Annotated in this window: 14 protein-coding genes and 1 rRNA gene; 11 read left to right on the plus strand and 4 right to left on the minus strand. The window is 39.5% G+C overall.

The genetic code is table 11. From position 1 onward, the window contains the following. Positions 1-88, plus strand: a 5S ribosomal RNA gene (rrf, locus tag AAEU29_RS20055); the annotation flags it as partial. Between the two features lie 570 nt (positions 89-658). Further along, the gene (locus tag AAEU29_RS20060; protein ID WP_421974969.1) at positions 659-2,953 is read left to right on the plus strand and encodes a penicillin acylase family protein; all 2,295 of its coding nucleotides are present in this window, start codon (positions 659-661) and stop codon (positions 2,951-2,953) included. A 58-nt stretch (positions 2,954-3,011) separates the two neighbouring features. Here AAEU29_RS20060 and AAEU29_RS20065 read toward each other — a convergent pair whose 3' ends face one another. Together AAEU29_RS20065 and AAEU29_RS20070 are read right to left on the minus strand one after the other, a co-directional pair. After that, on the minus strand, positions 3,012-4,211 hold the full coding sequence (locus AAEU29_RS20065; RefSeq protein ID WP_421974970.1) for a M56 family metallopeptidase: 1,200 nt from the start codon (positions 4,209-4,211) through the stop codon (positions 3,012-3,014). After that, positions 4,204-4,575: a BlaI/MecI/CopY family transcriptional regulator gene (locus AAEU29_RS20070; protein WP_421974971.1), complete on the minus strand. Its 372-nt coding sequence runs from the start codon at positions 4,573-4,575 to the stop codon at positions 4,204-4,206. Before AAEU29_RS20070 ends, AAEU29_RS20065 begins: the two co-directional genes overlap by 8 nt. 134 nt (positions 4,576-4,709) lie before the next feature. Here AAEU29_RS20070 and AAEU29_RS20075 point away from each other — a divergent pair, with 134 nt between their 5' ends. The 3 genes from AAEU29_RS20075 (at position 4,710) to AAEU29_RS20085 (ending at position 6,877) form a co-directional block, all read left to right on the plus strand. Beyond that, a complete protein-coding gene (locus AAEU29_RS20075; protein WP_421974972.1) occupies positions 4,710-5,579 on the plus strand; it encodes an MBL fold metallo-hydrolase in 870 nt (289 codons plus the stop codon). 140 nt (positions 5,580-5,719) lie between these two features. Continuing rightward, positions 5,720-6,658, plus strand: a complete 939-nt coding sequence (locus AAEU29_RS20080; RefSeq protein WP_421974973.1) for an SPFH domain-containing protein — start codon at positions 5,720-5,722, stop codon at positions 6,656-6,658. Between the two features lie 15 nt (positions 6,659-6,673). Beyond that, the gene (locus AAEU29_RS20085; RefSeq protein ID WP_372771009.1) at positions 6,674-6,877 is read left to right on the plus strand and encodes a zinc ribbon domain-containing protein; all 204 of its coding nucleotides are present in this window, start codon (positions 6,674-6,676) and stop codon (positions 6,875-6,877) included. A gap of 38 nt (positions 6,878-6,915) precedes the next feature. Here AAEU29_RS20085 and AAEU29_RS20090 read toward each other — a convergent pair whose 3' ends face one another. Beyond that, positions 6,916-7,125, minus strand: a complete 210-nt coding sequence (locus AAEU29_RS20090; protein ID WP_372771010.1) for a DUF1653 domain-containing protein — start codon at positions 7,123-7,125, stop codon at positions 6,916-6,918. Continuing rightward, positions 7,125-7,802: a nitroreductase family protein gene (locus AAEU29_RS20095; RefSeq protein ID WP_421974974.1), complete on the minus strand. Its 678-nt coding sequence runs from the start codon at positions 7,800-7,802 to the stop codon at positions 7,125-7,127. The genes AAEU29_RS20090 and AAEU29_RS20095 overlap by 1 nt, the downstream gene beginning before the upstream one ends. Before the next feature lie 150 nt (positions 7,803-7,952). Between AAEU29_RS20095 and AAEU29_RS20100 the strand changes: the two genes are divergently transcribed. The 6 genes from AAEU29_RS20100 (at position 7,953) to AAEU29_RS20125 (ending at position 15,945) form a co-directional block, all read left to right on the plus strand. Continuing rightward, a complete protein-coding gene (locus AAEU29_RS20100) occupies positions 7,953-8,366 on the plus strand; it encodes a hypothetical protein (protein ID WP_421974975.1) in 414 nt (137 codons plus the stop codon). A 109-nt stretch (positions 8,367-8,475) separates the two neighbouring features. Further along, a complete protein-coding gene (locus AAEU29_RS20105; protein ID WP_421974976.1) occupies positions 8,476-8,796 on the plus strand; it encodes a hypothetical protein in 321 nt (106 codons plus the stop codon). A gap of 156 nt (positions 8,797-8,952) precedes the next feature. Then, on the plus strand, positions 8,953-9,522 hold the full coding sequence (gene ahpC / locus AAEU29_RS20110; protein ID WP_010562252.1) for an alkyl hydroperoxide reductase subunit C: 570 nt from the start codon (positions 8,953-8,955) through the stop codon (positions 9,520-9,522). Between the two features lie 88 nt (positions 9,523-9,610). Next, positions 9,611-11,176, plus strand: coding sequence for an alkyl hydroperoxide reductase subunit F (gene ahpF, locus AAEU29_RS20115; RefSeq protein WP_421975003.1), 1,566 nt, complete (start codon positions 9,611-9,613; stop codon positions 11,174-11,176). Between the two features lie 299 nt (positions 11,177-11,475). Beyond that, positions 11,476-12,351 (plus strand): ABC transporter ATP-binding protein, encoded by an 876-nt coding sequence (locus AAEU29_RS20120; protein WP_421974977.1) that lies wholly within the window; start codon positions 11,476-11,478, stop codon positions 12,349-12,351. Between the two features lie 9 nt (positions 12,352-12,360). Further along, positions 12,361-15,945 carry an ABC transporter permease/M1 family aminopeptidase gene (locus tag AAEU29_RS20125; RefSeq protein WP_421974978.1) on the plus strand — a complete coding sequence of 1,195 codons (3,585 nt, stop codon included), beginning with the start codon at positions 12,361-12,363 and terminating at the stop codon, positions 15,943-15,945. The last annotated feature ends 52 nt before the right edge of the window (positions 15,946-15,997 follow it).

A 15,997-nucleotide genomic window follows, 5' to 3' on the forward strand; every position in this document is an offset into this window, starting at 1 on the left:
CCTGACTCCATGCCGAACTCAGAAGTGAAACGAAACAGCGTCGATGATAGTGTGGGTTCGCCCATGTGAAAGTAGAACATCGCCAAGCTCCTAATTAAGTAGAAAGCCCGCTCAATGAGCGGGTTTTTTGCGTTTTAACGCCTAACAATTGTAGAAATAAGCAGCCATACTTCAGAATACTGCTGAATCCTGAATCCTGAATCCTGAATCCTGAATCCTGAATCCTGAATCCTGAATCCTGAATCCTGAATCCTGAATCCTGAATCCTGAATCCTGAATCCTGAATCCTGAATCCTAAATCCTAAATCCTGAATCCTAAATCCTCAAATTTAAACTATTTCGCTTATGAAGTTGTTAAAAATGAAATCGTAAGTTTAATAAATTAGTCATTAAGAGGGTTTATTCTTTGAATGCTAATGATATTTTACGCAAGAAAAAAGCTGGAGGAGAAAACCAGCTTTTTGCAGATCAGACAATGGAAAGATGAAAATCAGTATACGGATTCAGTATAGTAATATTTTCTTGTTTAATACAACTGTTTTGACTCTTTTTTGTACAAAATAATTTTGAAATAGAATAAAAGTGATTGGGTAGGTGCAACTTATACTCAGTATTACTATGATAGACACAAATAAAAATAATTTGGATGATCAGCTAAATGATAAAAATTATAAAAAAGCTATCAATATTCCTTCTAATATTAGCTTTAATTGCAACCGCTGCAGTTTATGGTGTGCTTACACTTAGTTTGCCTGAGCTGTCTGGGAAAACTTCGATCACTTTTATTGACAACGAAGTTGCATTAGAACGAGACTCTCTAGGGCATGCTGTTATTAAAGCTAAATCTCGCGAAGATGCAGCCTTTGCTTTGGGTTATGCTCATGGGCAAGATCGCTTCTTCCAAATGGATTTATTACGACGAAACTCTGCCGGAGAGTTGTCAGAACTTTTTGGTAAAGGTGCGTTAAACCTAGATAAAAAAATGCGTTTTCATCAATTCAGAAAACGTAGCCAACAAATCCTAAAACAATTACCAAACGCACATCAAGATATTCTAAACAGCTATGCTGAAGGTGTGAATTTGGCTGTAAGTCATATGCCTTATTCGAGTTTTGAATATTTACTCACTGGCGCTAAGCGAAATCTTTGGTTACCTGAAGATAGCTTATTAGTGATCTTTAGTATGTATCTCGACCTTCAAGAAAATAGTTTTAATCGAGACTTATCTCTTACCTATATTAATGAGAAATTTGGCGCTGAGATGGTTCGATTTTTAACTCAGCCAAGTGAATTTCAAGCCGCGCTCGATGGGTCGGAATTTGATTTAATTGAAACTGACATCCCGAATATAAAAAGTGAACTGTTGAGTTTTACCTCGCACAAAATTGATGAACCTCTTGATATTGGCAGTAATAATTGGGCTGTTACGGGGAATTTAACAGCATCAGGAAAAGCATTACTTGCTGATGATATGCATTTGGGATTAGCTGTGCCGATTATTTGGTACCGTACACAACTAAACTACAGTGATAACGATGAAGAGCATCAAATTACCGGTGTGAGTCTCCCAGGTGCTCCAGCAGTTGTTGTTGGAACTAATGGTAAAGTAGCTTGGGGGTTCACCAATGCCTATATTGATACGGTTGACTGGGTTGAGTTAGATAGTAGCTATAAAACAAATACGGTTATTGAAAAGATCGTAACACCAGAACAAGTTTATGATTATGCATTAGAAGTCAGCGAGTTTGGTCCTGTTAAACATATTGGTGGTAAAAAGTATGCGCTTAAATGGGTCGCTCACCAAGATTACGCTGTTGATATGGAGTTACTTAATTTAGAGCAAGCCACTAATGTTGAAGATGCCCTTACTATCGCGAAAACCATAGGTATACCTGTACAAAACATGTTAGTGACGGATGTTCAAGGTAATGCAGCTTGGCAGGCGACAGGTGCAATACCTGCACGCACACTCCCCAGTGTGATTGCAATAACCCCAGACCGCTTTGATGTAGCTTGGAACCAAGATGCACAAGATGTCCCGTTTGTGCTTAACCCTGAGCATGGCCGTTTATGGACAGCGAATAGTCGAGTCGTGAGTGTTGAGCAAGATAAACGCTATGGTAATGGCGGTTATGCGTTAGGCGCTCGTGCAGAGCAAATTAAACAACGCCTTTTTGAAAAAGAGCAATTTAATGAGCAAGACTTCTATGATATTCAGCTCGATAATAAAGCGCTGTTTTTGAAACCATGGCAGGAGTTACTACTTAAAACTCTGAAGTTATCACCAGACACATACCAACAAGATGTAAAACTTGTCGAAAATTGGGGGGAATGTGCATGTGCAGATTCTGTTGGCTATACCTTGGTAAGAAAATACCGCTCAGCAGTTATAGATAAACTCTTCTCGCCTGTAGAGGCTCAATTGCAAACTGAAGGGCTTTCATTATCGCCAATTAAACGAGACCTCGAGCCTGCTGCGTGGCAACTAATTAATAGCTTTACAGATGACTGGTTACCACCGACAGCTGCATCATGGCCTGATTTACTGACAACTACTTATAAAGAAATGAAACAAGACCTCTTGGTAAAACACACCGGTAGTGAAAACGGCTCGTTACTCGAGTTAAATTGGGGCAAAGTGAATGAACTTAATATTCAACACCCATTTAGTAAGCAAATACCACTACTAAGTAAATTACTCGATATGCCGAAAGCGCCAGCATTTGGTGACAGTTTTATGCCCGCAGTACAAGGAAAAGGCTTTGGTGCATCGCAACGTTTATTTGTTCAACCTGGAGCAGAAGACTCAGCTATTTTAACTTTGCCAGGTGGGCAAAGTGGGCACCCATTATCACCTTATTACCGTGCTGGATATGCTGATTATATTAAACAGGCAAAAACGCCGCTGTTGCCCGGGGAAATATTACACCGTATTGAGTTTCACCCGAAATAAAAACAAAAGGGCATCGCTATGATGCCCTTTAATTTAGTTAATAGTTACAAAAAGCTAATTAGTGCGAATTTACTTTAATACGCTCAACTAAATCCTTTGATTTGTATTCTTCTGATAAAGCAAAGTCTAATTGTACTAAGTGTTGTTTATTTGTATTTTTAGTTGGTGTGTATTTCCACTGTTTTAATGCGCGTTTTGCTTCGCGGTCAAATACCCCTTTTGGTTCAGCCGAAATAACTTTTACATTATCTGTTTGACCATCTGCTGTTAAGGTAAAGCCTAATACAACAGAGCCTTCAATACCTTGGTCAGCTGCTTCTTTAGGGTAAATAGGTTCAATACGCACAATAGGTTGCGCATCAGCTTTATTGTGTTTTTGATGGCCTTCACCATATTTAGCAAACGCAATGCTTGATAGACCTGCAAAAAGAACAAGGCATAGCAAAAGATTTACTAAAATATTCCCTTTAGGCATTTTTTGAATTGTATTTAAACGTTGTTTCATAGTGCTTTTCTCCGTGTAATAACTGTAGCTAGAAAGCGTGTTTTTAGTATCTGAAACACAAGCTAGTAATGCGCGACAATAGGCAATACGCTGTGTTCTATTTGCATGGGCGAGTACGGCTGCGTCACATGCGACTTCTTGTTGTTTTCTGTATTGGCTGTAACCAATCCAACACAGAGGGTTGAACCAAAAAATAAGTAATAAGGTAATTGCGAGGGCGTTACTCCAATTGTCTTTGCGCGCAAAATGTACCCATTCATGTTGAAAAATAAGTTTTGCTTGCTCGCTGTCGTAACGCTTATGAAAATCAAGTGGAATAAATAATCGTTGATGTATCAGGCCAAACAGCACAGGGCTATTCACTGCATCACTGAAATAAACAGGTAATCGATTATTCACCTTATGGCTAAACTGCTTACCAAAATTGAACTTTTTACTAATTGAGAGGTGTTCATAAAACACTAAAAAACTCATTAAGCAAAAGCCTGTTAACCAAATCATGCTAAGTAAACCGTACACATCCAGAGATTTAGACTGGGATGTAACTGACACAACGTATCGGTGCAATTCGGTTTCAAACGACATGGCACTTGAAACTGGCAGATTGTTCAATAGCAATACCAAAGGTACAAGCAACCAAAGTGTGTATTGAAACCGAGCGCTTAGATGATTTCGCAGCAGCTTGCTACAAAGTAATGTGCAAATGATGGCTAAACTGGTGGGCCATAATTGCTCTAATAACCAGTTAGTCATTTTTTTGTTCCCACTTGTCGATAAGGTTTTTCAACTCATCAATGTCTTGTTTGCTGAGATTTTTATTTTTAGCGAATCCAGTTACAAGCGGGGCAATGCGGCCGTTAAATAAGCGTTCAATTAAGCTTTGGCTTTCTTGTACTTGGTAGGCTTCTACTTCAAGTACGGGTGAATAAATATAGCTTCGGCCATTTTTTTCAAACTCGATCGCCCCTTTTTTCACCATACGACCAAGAAGAGTCTTAACTGTTTTTTCATGCCAGCTTTTCTCTTTGTTAAGTTCATCAACTACTGTTTGTGCATCGGCAGGGTGAACACGCCATAATGCTTGAAGTACTTCAAATTCAGAATTACTGATATCCATATTGATTACACCTGTAATTTAAAACTTGATAAAGAATTACAGGTGTAATCAATTTCGTCAAGTAATATTTTGCTGTTTTTTTAAACCATAAGTTGCTAGAACTCGTAAAAGAACAAAAACAAACAAGGGTCGCTATGAAAAAGTTAACCACATCAATACTGCTTTATATTGGAGTTTTATCTACCGGAACGGCATATGCTGATGTTGATTTTAAGTTAGAGAAACTATCTGATAATTTGCATGTTCTGTATGGGCAGGGCGGTAATATCGCCATTAGTACTGGCGAAGATGGTATTTATATCGTCGATGATCAGTTTGCTAAATTGAGTGACGATATCAAAGCGCAGATCAGTAAGCTTAAAGCAGGATCTCCTGAATTTGTGATTAATACTCATCATCATGGTGATCACACTGGTGGGAATGAAAATTTTGCTAATGCTGGTAGCCATGTTATTGCACATCACAATGTTTATAACCGATTGAAAGAAAAGCATGGTGAAGGTTCTAAATACCTTCCAGTGATTAGCTTTAGTAAAGATATGACACTGCACTTCAACAACGAGCATGCACAGTTATGGCATTATCACAATGCTCATACTGATGGTGATGCTGTTATTTTCTATGAACAGGCAAACGCAGTGCATTTGGGTGATATTTTCTTTAACTTAAAAAGCCTACCGTTTGTTGATGTCGATAGTGGGGGCTCGTTAGACGGTGTTATCAATGCGGTAACTGATGTGCTTTCAAAAGTGGATGATAATACTAAAATTATTCCGGGGCATGGACCGGTCACCAATAAAGCTGGTTTAGAGGCTTACTTAGTCCTTTTAAAGCAAGCGAGAGAACTTATGACAAATGCCATGGCAGATAATAAAAGTTTAGATCAGGTGTTGGCACTTAAACCGCTTACTAGTTTAGCGCTTACTTACTCAAATTGGTTACCAGAAGAGAGAGTGACAAAACTATTTTATTTAAGTTTAAAAAACACTTCTAAAAGTAACTAATATCATCGAAATCGCGGTTTTAGCCTTTTAAATGTGCCTAACTCCTTTTGTGTTGGGGTTAGGCCTTTTGTCATTTAATTCTCCAAAATAGCCAATAATTTGTTACTGTTTGTGTCACTTAATACATGGGAGTAACAAGTATGTTGAATGAAAAGAATGATTTACCAGATCTAACTATGGCGGTACCAAAGAAAAAGGGCCCAATTGTTGGAGCGATTGTTGGTTTAGTGGGTGTATCTTTGATTTATTCTGCGATGTACACAGTAGATGAAGGTCACGTTGGTATTATTAAACGTTTTGGTGAAGCGAAAGAACAAGTAAACCCAGGTCTTCACACTAAAATACCATTTGTAGATGATGTTGAAGTACTTGAAATTCGTACACGCAAGAATGTTGAAAAGCTAAATGCATCAACTCATGAGCAAATGCCAGTTACTGCTGAAGTATCTATTAACTGGACTGTGATGCGCGAGCAAGCATTTGATTTGTTCAAAAGCTATGGTGGCTTAACACAGTTTGAAAGCCGTATTCTTGATCCTAAATTACGCTCTGCGGCGAAAGATGCACTTGCCCGTTATAAGGCTGAAGAGTTGATTCAAAACCGTTCGCAAGTAATTGCACAAATTGAAGAGTTATTAATTGAAGAAATGAAAGAGTACCCAGTAAAACTAGATTCGGCTCAATTAGAGAATTTAGTGTTACCGCAAAAGTACATTCAATCAATTGAAACAAAACAAACTGAGAAAAACTTAGCGGCAGCAGAAATGCACCGTTTAGAGCGTCAAAAGCTAGAAGCGCAGCGTGAAGTAAATACTGCAATGGCACAACGTGATGCTGCAAAAGCAAAAGCGGATGGTCAAGCTTACTCAATTAGAGTTGAAGCTGAAGCACAAGCAGAAGCAATTAAACTTAAAGGTTTAGCAGAAGCAGAAGCTATTCAAAAGAAAGCAGAAGCCATCAAAGCAAATGCGACACTTGTTGATTATGTGCGTGCACAGCAGTGGAATGGCCAAATGCCAACGACAGTAATGGGTGCTGACCAAAGTATTCTATGGTCAATGGACGCTAAAAAGAAATAAAAAATAGGAGGGTGTATGGCGAATTGGTCTTGCCCTAAGTGTCAGTGCGAACGCTATGACACAGATGAAATTGCTACTACAGGCAGTGGCTGGTCAAAAATCTTTGATATGCAAAACAGAAAGTTTACAGCGGTAGTATGTAAGAACTGTACTTACACTGAGTTTTATCGCGGTAAAACAAGTACGTTAGGTAATATTTTCGATTTATTTACCAACTAACAAAAAACGCTGCAATTGCAGCGTTTTTTATTTTCTCTTTATTCCACTAAGGTAAAGCGTTTAAACACTTTTCCGTCGCGCTCTATTTCTTCTAAAAACATCTCTATTGGCCTTACCCAAAGGGCTTGTTCACCATAAAGCGGTTTATAGAGCACTAATGTCTCTTGTGTTTCACTATGGGTAACGGTATCAATTACTTGGTAAAAGTTACCTTTGAAATGTTGATATTTACCTGGTTGTATTTTCATTATAAAAAGCTCGAAACTTCAGTAATGTCTTTTTTAACTAAGGCGTGTTCAGGCACCGTTGCGTTTTCGGCGGGGTAACCTGCGATAATTAGCATATAAGGGCGCTCATTATCTTTATCGCGACCACAAATGTCGGTTAAAAAACTCATTGGTTTTGGCGTGTGGGTGAGTGTAACTAGGCCGCTATGATGAAGAGCTTGAATTAAAAAGCCAGTGGCAATACCTACACTTTCATGCACATAGTAATTGGTGTTCTTGTCTTCAGCATGGATACCGCCTTTCTTTTGACTAAAAATAGCAATTAACCAAGGCGCGTGTTCTAAGTAGGGCTTTTGGTCGTCAGTGCCAAGTGGTTTTAGTGCATCGAGCCACTCTTCACCTGCACGACCTTGGTAGAAAGAGCGCTCTAAATCTTCGGCTGCTTCTCGGATTTTCTTTTTCACATCCAAACTATTAATTGCAACAAAATGCCATGGTTGGTGATTTGCACCACTTGGTGCTGTTGCCGCAGCCTTAATACAGGTTTCGATTATTTCTTTTGGCACGGGTTTATCTGAAAAAGAACGAATAGAATGACGGCGTTTACTTGTGTTTAAAAACGTTTGTGCCTTTTGTAACATCTCATCCTGAGAGTATTCGATAAAATCTGTTAGTGGTACAGATTGATGATCTTGCATAGTTTGCCCCTTTTTATTTTTTGTTATATCCCGAGTGCTTTGGGTAATCAAGCTTGATTCACCTAATGAATAAAAAACACGCAAGTTAAGTATGGGTTAATACTGAACACATTAAGCTTGTATTAACGAAATTAAGAAAGTGAGTGAATCATGCAAGTATCAATGTATTCCCGTCAAAACGATGTTTCTTATCAAGCTAATAATCATAAGAATAATGTTGCTTTTCAGCAGGTTGAAACGTCATTAACTGCACAAAGTGCGAATGTCACCATATCTACCAGTGCGCAAGCTCTTTATGAGAAAGAAAGCACTCAGCCTGAAATTGGAGCATCACCCTCTATCGATCAAACCATTATAGAAACAGCGAAGGCAATTGCTGCTTATAAAGCGGTTTCAAATCTGATGGATGATAGTATTTCATTGGGTGAAGCGTTTTTAATTAAACATAATGATACTGCTCGCCAGTTTTATGTAGGTAAAAACCAACTTAATCATCAGGCTAATATGGCGGAAGCTTATTTGAATAATATTGATGGTAATTCTGAGTCAGAAAATTCTAATTAGCAGTGTTTAGCTTTACGGCCAATAAAAATTAAAGACTAAACAGTATTTTACAGTTAATCGATAAACCTTGAGTTATAGTAAATTATGCGATTAACCAAGGAGCTTGGCTGTGCGTATTTTGACTCTAATTCCTTTAATATTTTTACTCTCTGCCTGTGTTGTCTTTCCGGTAACAGATAAAGAAGCAACCCGTATTGCCAAAGTGCGCTGTGAGCTTTCTAGCGATAAAAAAATACTAAAAGTTGTTGATGTTGCGAAAGAAACTAATAGCTTTTATAGCGTCTCTGGCATCGTTCTATCACCAATTATTCTCCCTGTGTCAGGTCTGCTATCGGGTTCTTATACCTTGGTAAACAATATTTACTTTTATGGAGAGCAAAAAATAAAGTGTGATAATCGTGAGCAAGCTGACCTTAAGTTGAGAAATTAAAAGGATCACTTTTTATCGTTCTTTAAAATCGATTGCTGTTATCAAATTAATCTGTTTTATCTTTTTAAGTAATTTTCTTAATCTATATATCAAGCCAATCGGAAAGCATTAATTAATTTTTTCGATGACTAATTACATTATAGAGAGAGAAATATTATGAGCACATCGTTAATCAATACAACTATCCAACCTTTCAACGCAATGGCATACCACAATGGTGAGTTTGTTGAAGTTTCTGAAAAAGACGTTTTAGGTAAATGGGCGGTTGTATTCTTTTACCCAGCTGACTTTACATTTGTTTGCCCTACAGAACTTGGCGACTTAGCGGATCATTACAGCAAACTACAAGAGATGGGTGTAGAAGTTTACTCAGTATCAACTGACACACACTTTACACACAAAGCGTGGCACGATACGTCAGATACAATTAAGAAAATCCAGTTCCCAATGATTGGTGACCCTACTGGCCGTATTACACGTAATTTCGGTGTAATGATTGAAGAAGAAGGCCTTGCACTTCGCGGTACATTTGTAATTAACCCTGAAGGTGAGATTAAAGTTATTGAAACTCACGATTTAGGTATTGGCCGTGATGCAGCTGAGCTGGTTCGTAAAATTCAAGCTGCGCAATATGTAGCATCACATGATGGTGAAGTGTGTCCTGCAAAATGGCAGCCAGGCGCTGAAACATTAGCACCTTCATTAGACCTTGTTGGCAAAATCTAACTTGTCTTACTTTTACTGCCTGCTCTGTGCAGGCAGTAACTAAGTTTTAACGATTAATGTCATTTAAGGAATGATCATCATGAACAGTATTTTAGATAACAATATCAAAACACAATTACAGAGCCATTTTAGTAGTATTGTCGACCCTGTAGAGCTGGTTATTGCCTTAGATGACAGTACGAAATCACAGGAACTAAATGCACTTGCAAATGATCTTGTTGCATTAAGTGAGCATTTTGTATTGAAACAAGACAATACATTAAAGCGCAAGCCAATGCTTTCTATTCGTTCAGCTAAAAAAGGCACCGAAATTAACTTTGCAGGTGTGCCTATGGGCCATGAATTTACTAGCTTAATTTTGGCGTTGTTACACTCGGGTGGTGTTGCTACCAAAGCTAGTGAGCTTGAGGTGGAGCAAATTAAAGGGCTGCAAAGTACGCTTAATTTCGAAGTGTATATTTCGCTGAGTTGCCAAACATGTCCGGGAGTAGTGCAAGCACTTAATACAATAGCTGCTTTAAATTCGAATGTTACGGTTACGATGATCGATGGCGCACTGTTCCAAGATGAAGTGTCAGAGCGCAACATTTTGGCAGTACCAAGCGTGTATTTAAATGGTGAGCTATTTAGCCAAGGTGCACTTACACTCAGTGACATTATCAATAAGCTAGATGATGGCGCAGCAGAAAAAACAGCAGAGTTACTGTCACAAAAAGATGAATTTGATGTACTTGTTGTCGGTGGCGGGCCAGCAGGTGCTTCCGCGGCAATTTACGCGGCGCGTAAGGGCTTAAAAACGGGTATTGTGGCTGAGCGCTTTGGTGGCCAAGTGGCAGATACTGTTGGTATTGAAAACTTTATTTCGGTGCAAAAAACTGAAGGGCCTAAGCTGGTGGCGCAGCTTGAAGAGCATGTTAAAGACTATGATGTTGATATTATTACTCAGCAAATAGCCGTTACCTTGAATAAGTCTGGCAACGTAGAGGTTGCACTAGAAAGCGGTGCGACACTTTCGAGTAAAAGTGTGATTTTGGCAACAGGTGCACGCTGGCGTGAAATGAATGTTCCAGGCGAGCAAGAATATCGTGGTAAAGGTGTTGCATATTGTCCGCACTGTGATGGCCCGCTATTTAAAGGCAAAAAAGTGGCAGTGATTGGCGGTGGTAACTCAGGCATAGAGGCAGCTATCGATTTAGCTAATATTGTTGAACATGTCACCGTATTGGAGTTTGCCGACACGTTACGTGCTGATGAAGTGCTGATCAAAAAGGCCAACAGCCTAGGTAATATTGAGATTATTAAAAATGCGCAAACTACCGAAGTTATCGGTGATGGTACGCGAGTAACTGGCCTAAATTATACGGATCGTGTGTCTGGCGACGAGCATAGCCTTTCGCTTGCAGGTATTTTTGTACAAATTGGTTTAATTCCAAACACTGAATTCTTAAAAGGCAGTATCGAATTAACCCCATTTGGAGAGATTGTTATTGATGATAAAGGCGCTACATCAATGCCCGGTGTATACGCTGCAGGTGATGCGACAACCACACCATTTAAACAAATTATTATTGCTATGGGCAGTGGAGCAACAGCAAGTTTAGGCGCATTTGATTATTTAATTCGCCATGCTGATGGCACGCAGCAAGTAGCATAAGTTTACCCCTTATACATAATACGCCCACTATTATGTGCAAAGCCGCTGATCATTTTGATTGGCGGCTTTTTTGTTAATTATGGACAGAGCTGCAACAGTAAGTTGTATCCGATTTCCCTTTTAAAAAATACTACCATTATTATCAGCAAAGCAGCTGATTAGTTTGAACATCAGTATTTTTGTTAATAAACCGTTAATCACCGATTTTAACCTTTAATCATTTTTAGATGGTTATGTTGCATTTACTTTCCTTAGACTGACCGATGAAATATTGGCAATAAACAAAAAAGAGAACGCAAATGTTATCAATAACAGGGTTATCAAAAACGTACGACAACGGTGTAAAAGCACTGAATAATGTAAATCTCGAAGTGCCAAAAGGTATGTTTGGTTTATTAGGGCCGAATGGCGCAGGTAAATCATCACTCATGCGCACTATCGCAACACTTCAAACAGCAGATGCCGGTCAAATTACCTTTGATGGTATTGATGTCTTCAACGATCCGCAAAGTTTACGTAAACGCCTAGGTTATCTACCACAAGATTTTGGTGTGTACCCACGTATTAGCGCCTATGAATTACTTGATCATATGGCGATTTTAAAGGGCATCGAAAATAATGCTGAACGTAAGGAAGCTGTTGAAGGTTTACTGGCACACACTAATTTATTCCAGCATCGCAAAAAAGCAGTAAGCGGTTTTTCTGGTGGTATGCGCCAGCGTTTTGGTATTGCACAAGCACTACTCGGCGACCCTGATTTAATTATTGTGGATGAGCCAACAGCGGGCCTTGATCCTGAAGAGCGCAACCGCTTTCATAACTTATTAGTAAGCCTAGGTGAAGAAAAAGCCATCATTTTATCAACACACATAGTTGAAGATGTATCTGAGCTTTGCCCGAATATGGCAGTGTTAGCATCGGGTCAAATTTTACTAGAAGGTAACCCAATTGCGCTTACCGATCAGCTAAATGGCCAGATTTGGAAAAAATCGGTATCGCTTGATGAAGCACAAGAAATTGAATCGTCTATGCCACTTATTTCGAAGCGCTTATTTGCAGGTAAAACAATTGTACATGTAATGGCCGAAAATCAGCCAGAAGGTTTTGATGCAGCGCCGGCTAACTTAGAAGATGTTTATTTCTCAACGCTACTACAACACCGAAGTGCGGCGTAAGGAGGAGATATGTTTTTAAAAATGCTCGCCTTCGAGTGGCGCTACTTTACTCGACAACCTTCGTTTATTGTTACGAGTAGTATTTTCTTTTTGTTGACGTTTTTTGCGACGGTTTCTGAAAATGTGCAAATTGGCGGTGGCGGTAATGTGGTTTATAACGGCCCATTCTCTATCGCACAAACACTACTAATATTGGGCTTTTTTGCCATCTTTTTGGTGGTGAACTTTGTTGCAAGCACGGCAACCCGTAATGAAAGCTCTAAAATGGCGGAGATTTTATATTCCAAGCCAATAAACCCTGTTAGTTATCAGCTAGGGCGTTTTTTCGGCTCATTTGCTGTGGTATTAACTGTATTTGCGTTTGTGCCGTTGGGCATCTTTCTTGGTACGACTCTAGGGGCTGCTGCAGGATGGGTTGATGTTGAACGCTTAGGGCCTACGGTATTAAGCCATTATTTCACTGCATTCTTCTACTTATCAGTACCAACATTATTAGTGCTCGCGTGTATATTTTACGCGATTGCTATTCGCTTCCGCTCAATGATGGGTGTGTATTTAAGTGCTGTGGCACTCTTTATTGGTTATAACGTGGCGGTGCAATTTGCCAGTGAACCTGCATATCGCGAGTTAGCCGCATTAATTGATCCGTTTGGCTACAGTGCTTTTGCTGAAGTAACCCGTTACTGGACCATGCATGAGAAGAATAATTCTGCAATTGAGTTAAGCGGTGTACTACTGCAAAACCGTGCAATTTGGCTGGCAGCAGCGATTGCTATTTTGGCGTTGTTTGGTGGCTTTAAACGTGGTTTAACTCTGACTAAAGTAAAAGCAAAAAAAGCTGAAAAATCAGCCGTGAATGACAGTTTCACATCAGCACTTACAAACCGTATTAATATTAAAAATAGCCTAGGTATTAATACCCTTGCTCACCTTAAAACACGTACACTTTTTGAAGTTAAACAAGTGATTTTTAGTGCGCCATTTTTGATTTTAGGCTTAATTACCTGCTTTATGTTAATGGCGCCACTTTTCGACCCGCAGGGTATGTTTGGTACACCTAATTGGCCACTTACTCAAACCATGGTGCAATTAGTTGCTGGCTCTACGGGTTTATTAATGCTGGTGATTTTAGCTTACTACAGCGCAGAAGTTGTTTGGCGCGAACGTAACTCAGGTATGGGCGATATTATTGATAGTATGCCTGTAAACAACATTACCTTTTGGTTATCTAAGTTCATTGCAATAGCACTTGTTTTTGTACTGCTTTATAGCTTTGGAACAGTGGTAACAGTCGCTAACCAAGCGCTTAAAGGTTACACCAACTTTGAGTTATCTCAATATGCATTCCGCTTAGGTTATATCAACCTTGTGCCATTGATGATGACAGTGGTGATGGCATTCTTCCTTCAAGTAATTAGCCCTAACAAATATGTTGGTATGCTTTTGTTTATGGTGTACATCATTGGAACATTGGTACTTTCTAATTTTGGCTTTAGTCACCCAATGTGGCAATTTGCTGAAGCACCAAGTGTGCCATATTCAGACATTAACCAATATGGTCACTTCTTAACGGCACATAACTGGTTTATGTTGTATTGGTTAGGTGCAAGTTTAGTTTTAGGTGCACTTAGCTATGCACTTTGGCATCGTGGCCCTGAGCAACCATTAAAAGCGCGTATCAAGCTGGTGCCATACTATTTAGGTACTTATGGTAAAGCGACGGTTGCTGCAGGTTTAATTATCTTTATTGCCAGTGGTAGTTATATTTATCAGAACACCCGCGTATTGCATGTGTATCAAGAGCAGGATGATTTTGAGCTTGAACAAGCTAATTACGAAAAAACCTATGTTCAGCACAAAGAAGACAATATTCCGGTAATTACTAAGGTAAATATCAACGCGGATATTTTCCCTGAAGCTCGTAAAATCGAAGCGACCGCCAATATTGAATTTACCAATGTGGGCGATACGGCTATTGAGAAGTTTATGGTGCATAAACCGCGATATACCGAACAGTACTCAGTAGAGTTAGCTGGTGGCACATTAGGTGAATTAGATAAAACCTACAGCCTTGCATGGTTTACTTTTGATAAGCCACTTGAGCCAGGTGAAACGCGCAGCGGTAAATTAAGTGTAGTGCGTGAACATAAAGGCTTTAGAGCGGGCAATGAGGACTTTACGTTACTGAATAACGGTACCTTTATTAACAACGGTGATTTATTACCTCAATTTGGCTACTACGAAGGCTACCAAATTGTTGACCGTCATAAGCGTCGCAAACATGGTTTAGAGCCATTAGAGCGTGCCAATAAATTAGAAGACGATCGTTATTACAATGAAAGCTTCTTTGGTAAAGGTACAGGCTTTATTGACTTCGAGGCGACTATTTCAACGTCGGAAGATCAGTTTGCAATTGCACCGGGTTATTTAACCGAAGAGCGAGTAGAGAACGGCCGCCGTATTTTCCATTACCAAATGGATGCGCCAATGGTGAACTTCTACTCAATTATGTCTGCGCGCTTAGAAGCGAAAAAGGAAAACTATAACGGGATTGATATCGAGGTCTACTATCATAAAACGCATGGTATGAATGTGGATCGTATGATTGAATCGGTGAAAGACTCGATTGATTACTTCACTGAAGCGTTTGGCCCTTATCAGCATAAACAAATGCGCATTATTGAGTTCCCAGGTTACCGCTCATTTGCACAGAGCTTTGCCAATACGGTGCCGTATTCAGAAGAAATTGGTTTTATTACTGACTTACGCGACCCTGAAAACATTGACCCTGTTTACTATGTTACAGCACACGAAGTGGCTCACCAATGGTGGGGGCATCAAGTGGGTGCGGCAAATGTACAAGGCAGCGCAATTATCTCTGAAGCATTATCGCAATACAGTGCGTTAATGGTAATGGAGAAGAAATATGGCGCAGAGAAAATCCGTAAGTTCTTAAAATACGAGCTAGACCGTTACTTACGTGGCCGTACTACCGAAGCACTTGAAGAAATGCCGTTTATGCGCAGTGAAAACCAGCAGTACATTCACTATCGTAAAGGCTCTGTGGTAATGATGTCGCTAAAAGATCGCCTAGGCGAAACTCGCTTAAATAAAGCTTTGGCAGATTTCTTAGCGGAATTTAAGTATCAGAGCACGCCTTACCCAACAACGCTTGATTTAATGGCATACATTTCACAAGACGCAACTGACAGCGAAAAGCAATTTGTAAGTAACTTGTTTGAACACATCAGCTTATACGATTTAAAAACCACGGAAGTTGCGGTTGCAGATCAGCCAGATGAAAATGGGTTATACACAGTAACTCTCACCATTGATGCCAAGCTAAACCGTGCTGACAGCAAAGGTAAAGAAACTGAGGTGGAGTTTAGTGATAAAGTCGATATTGGTTTATTCAGTGCAGACCCAGAGGATTTATCAGCGGATAACACGGTTCTTTACTTACAAAAACATGATATCAAATCAGGTGAAAACATTATCGAACTGAAAGTAAAAGAATTACCTAAGTTCGCCGGTGTTGACCCATTTGTGAAGCTCATAGACCGCGATAGCGGGGATAATATTAAGAAGCTTTAATACTTATATTTCATATGTACTTACCAAGCCTTATCAGTTTTGCTGATAAGGC

This window comes from Pseudoalteromonas aquimarina, assembly GCF_049257255.1.
GTDB lineage: Bacteria > Pseudomonadota > Gammaproteobacteria > Enterobacterales > Alteromonadaceae > Pseudoalteromonas.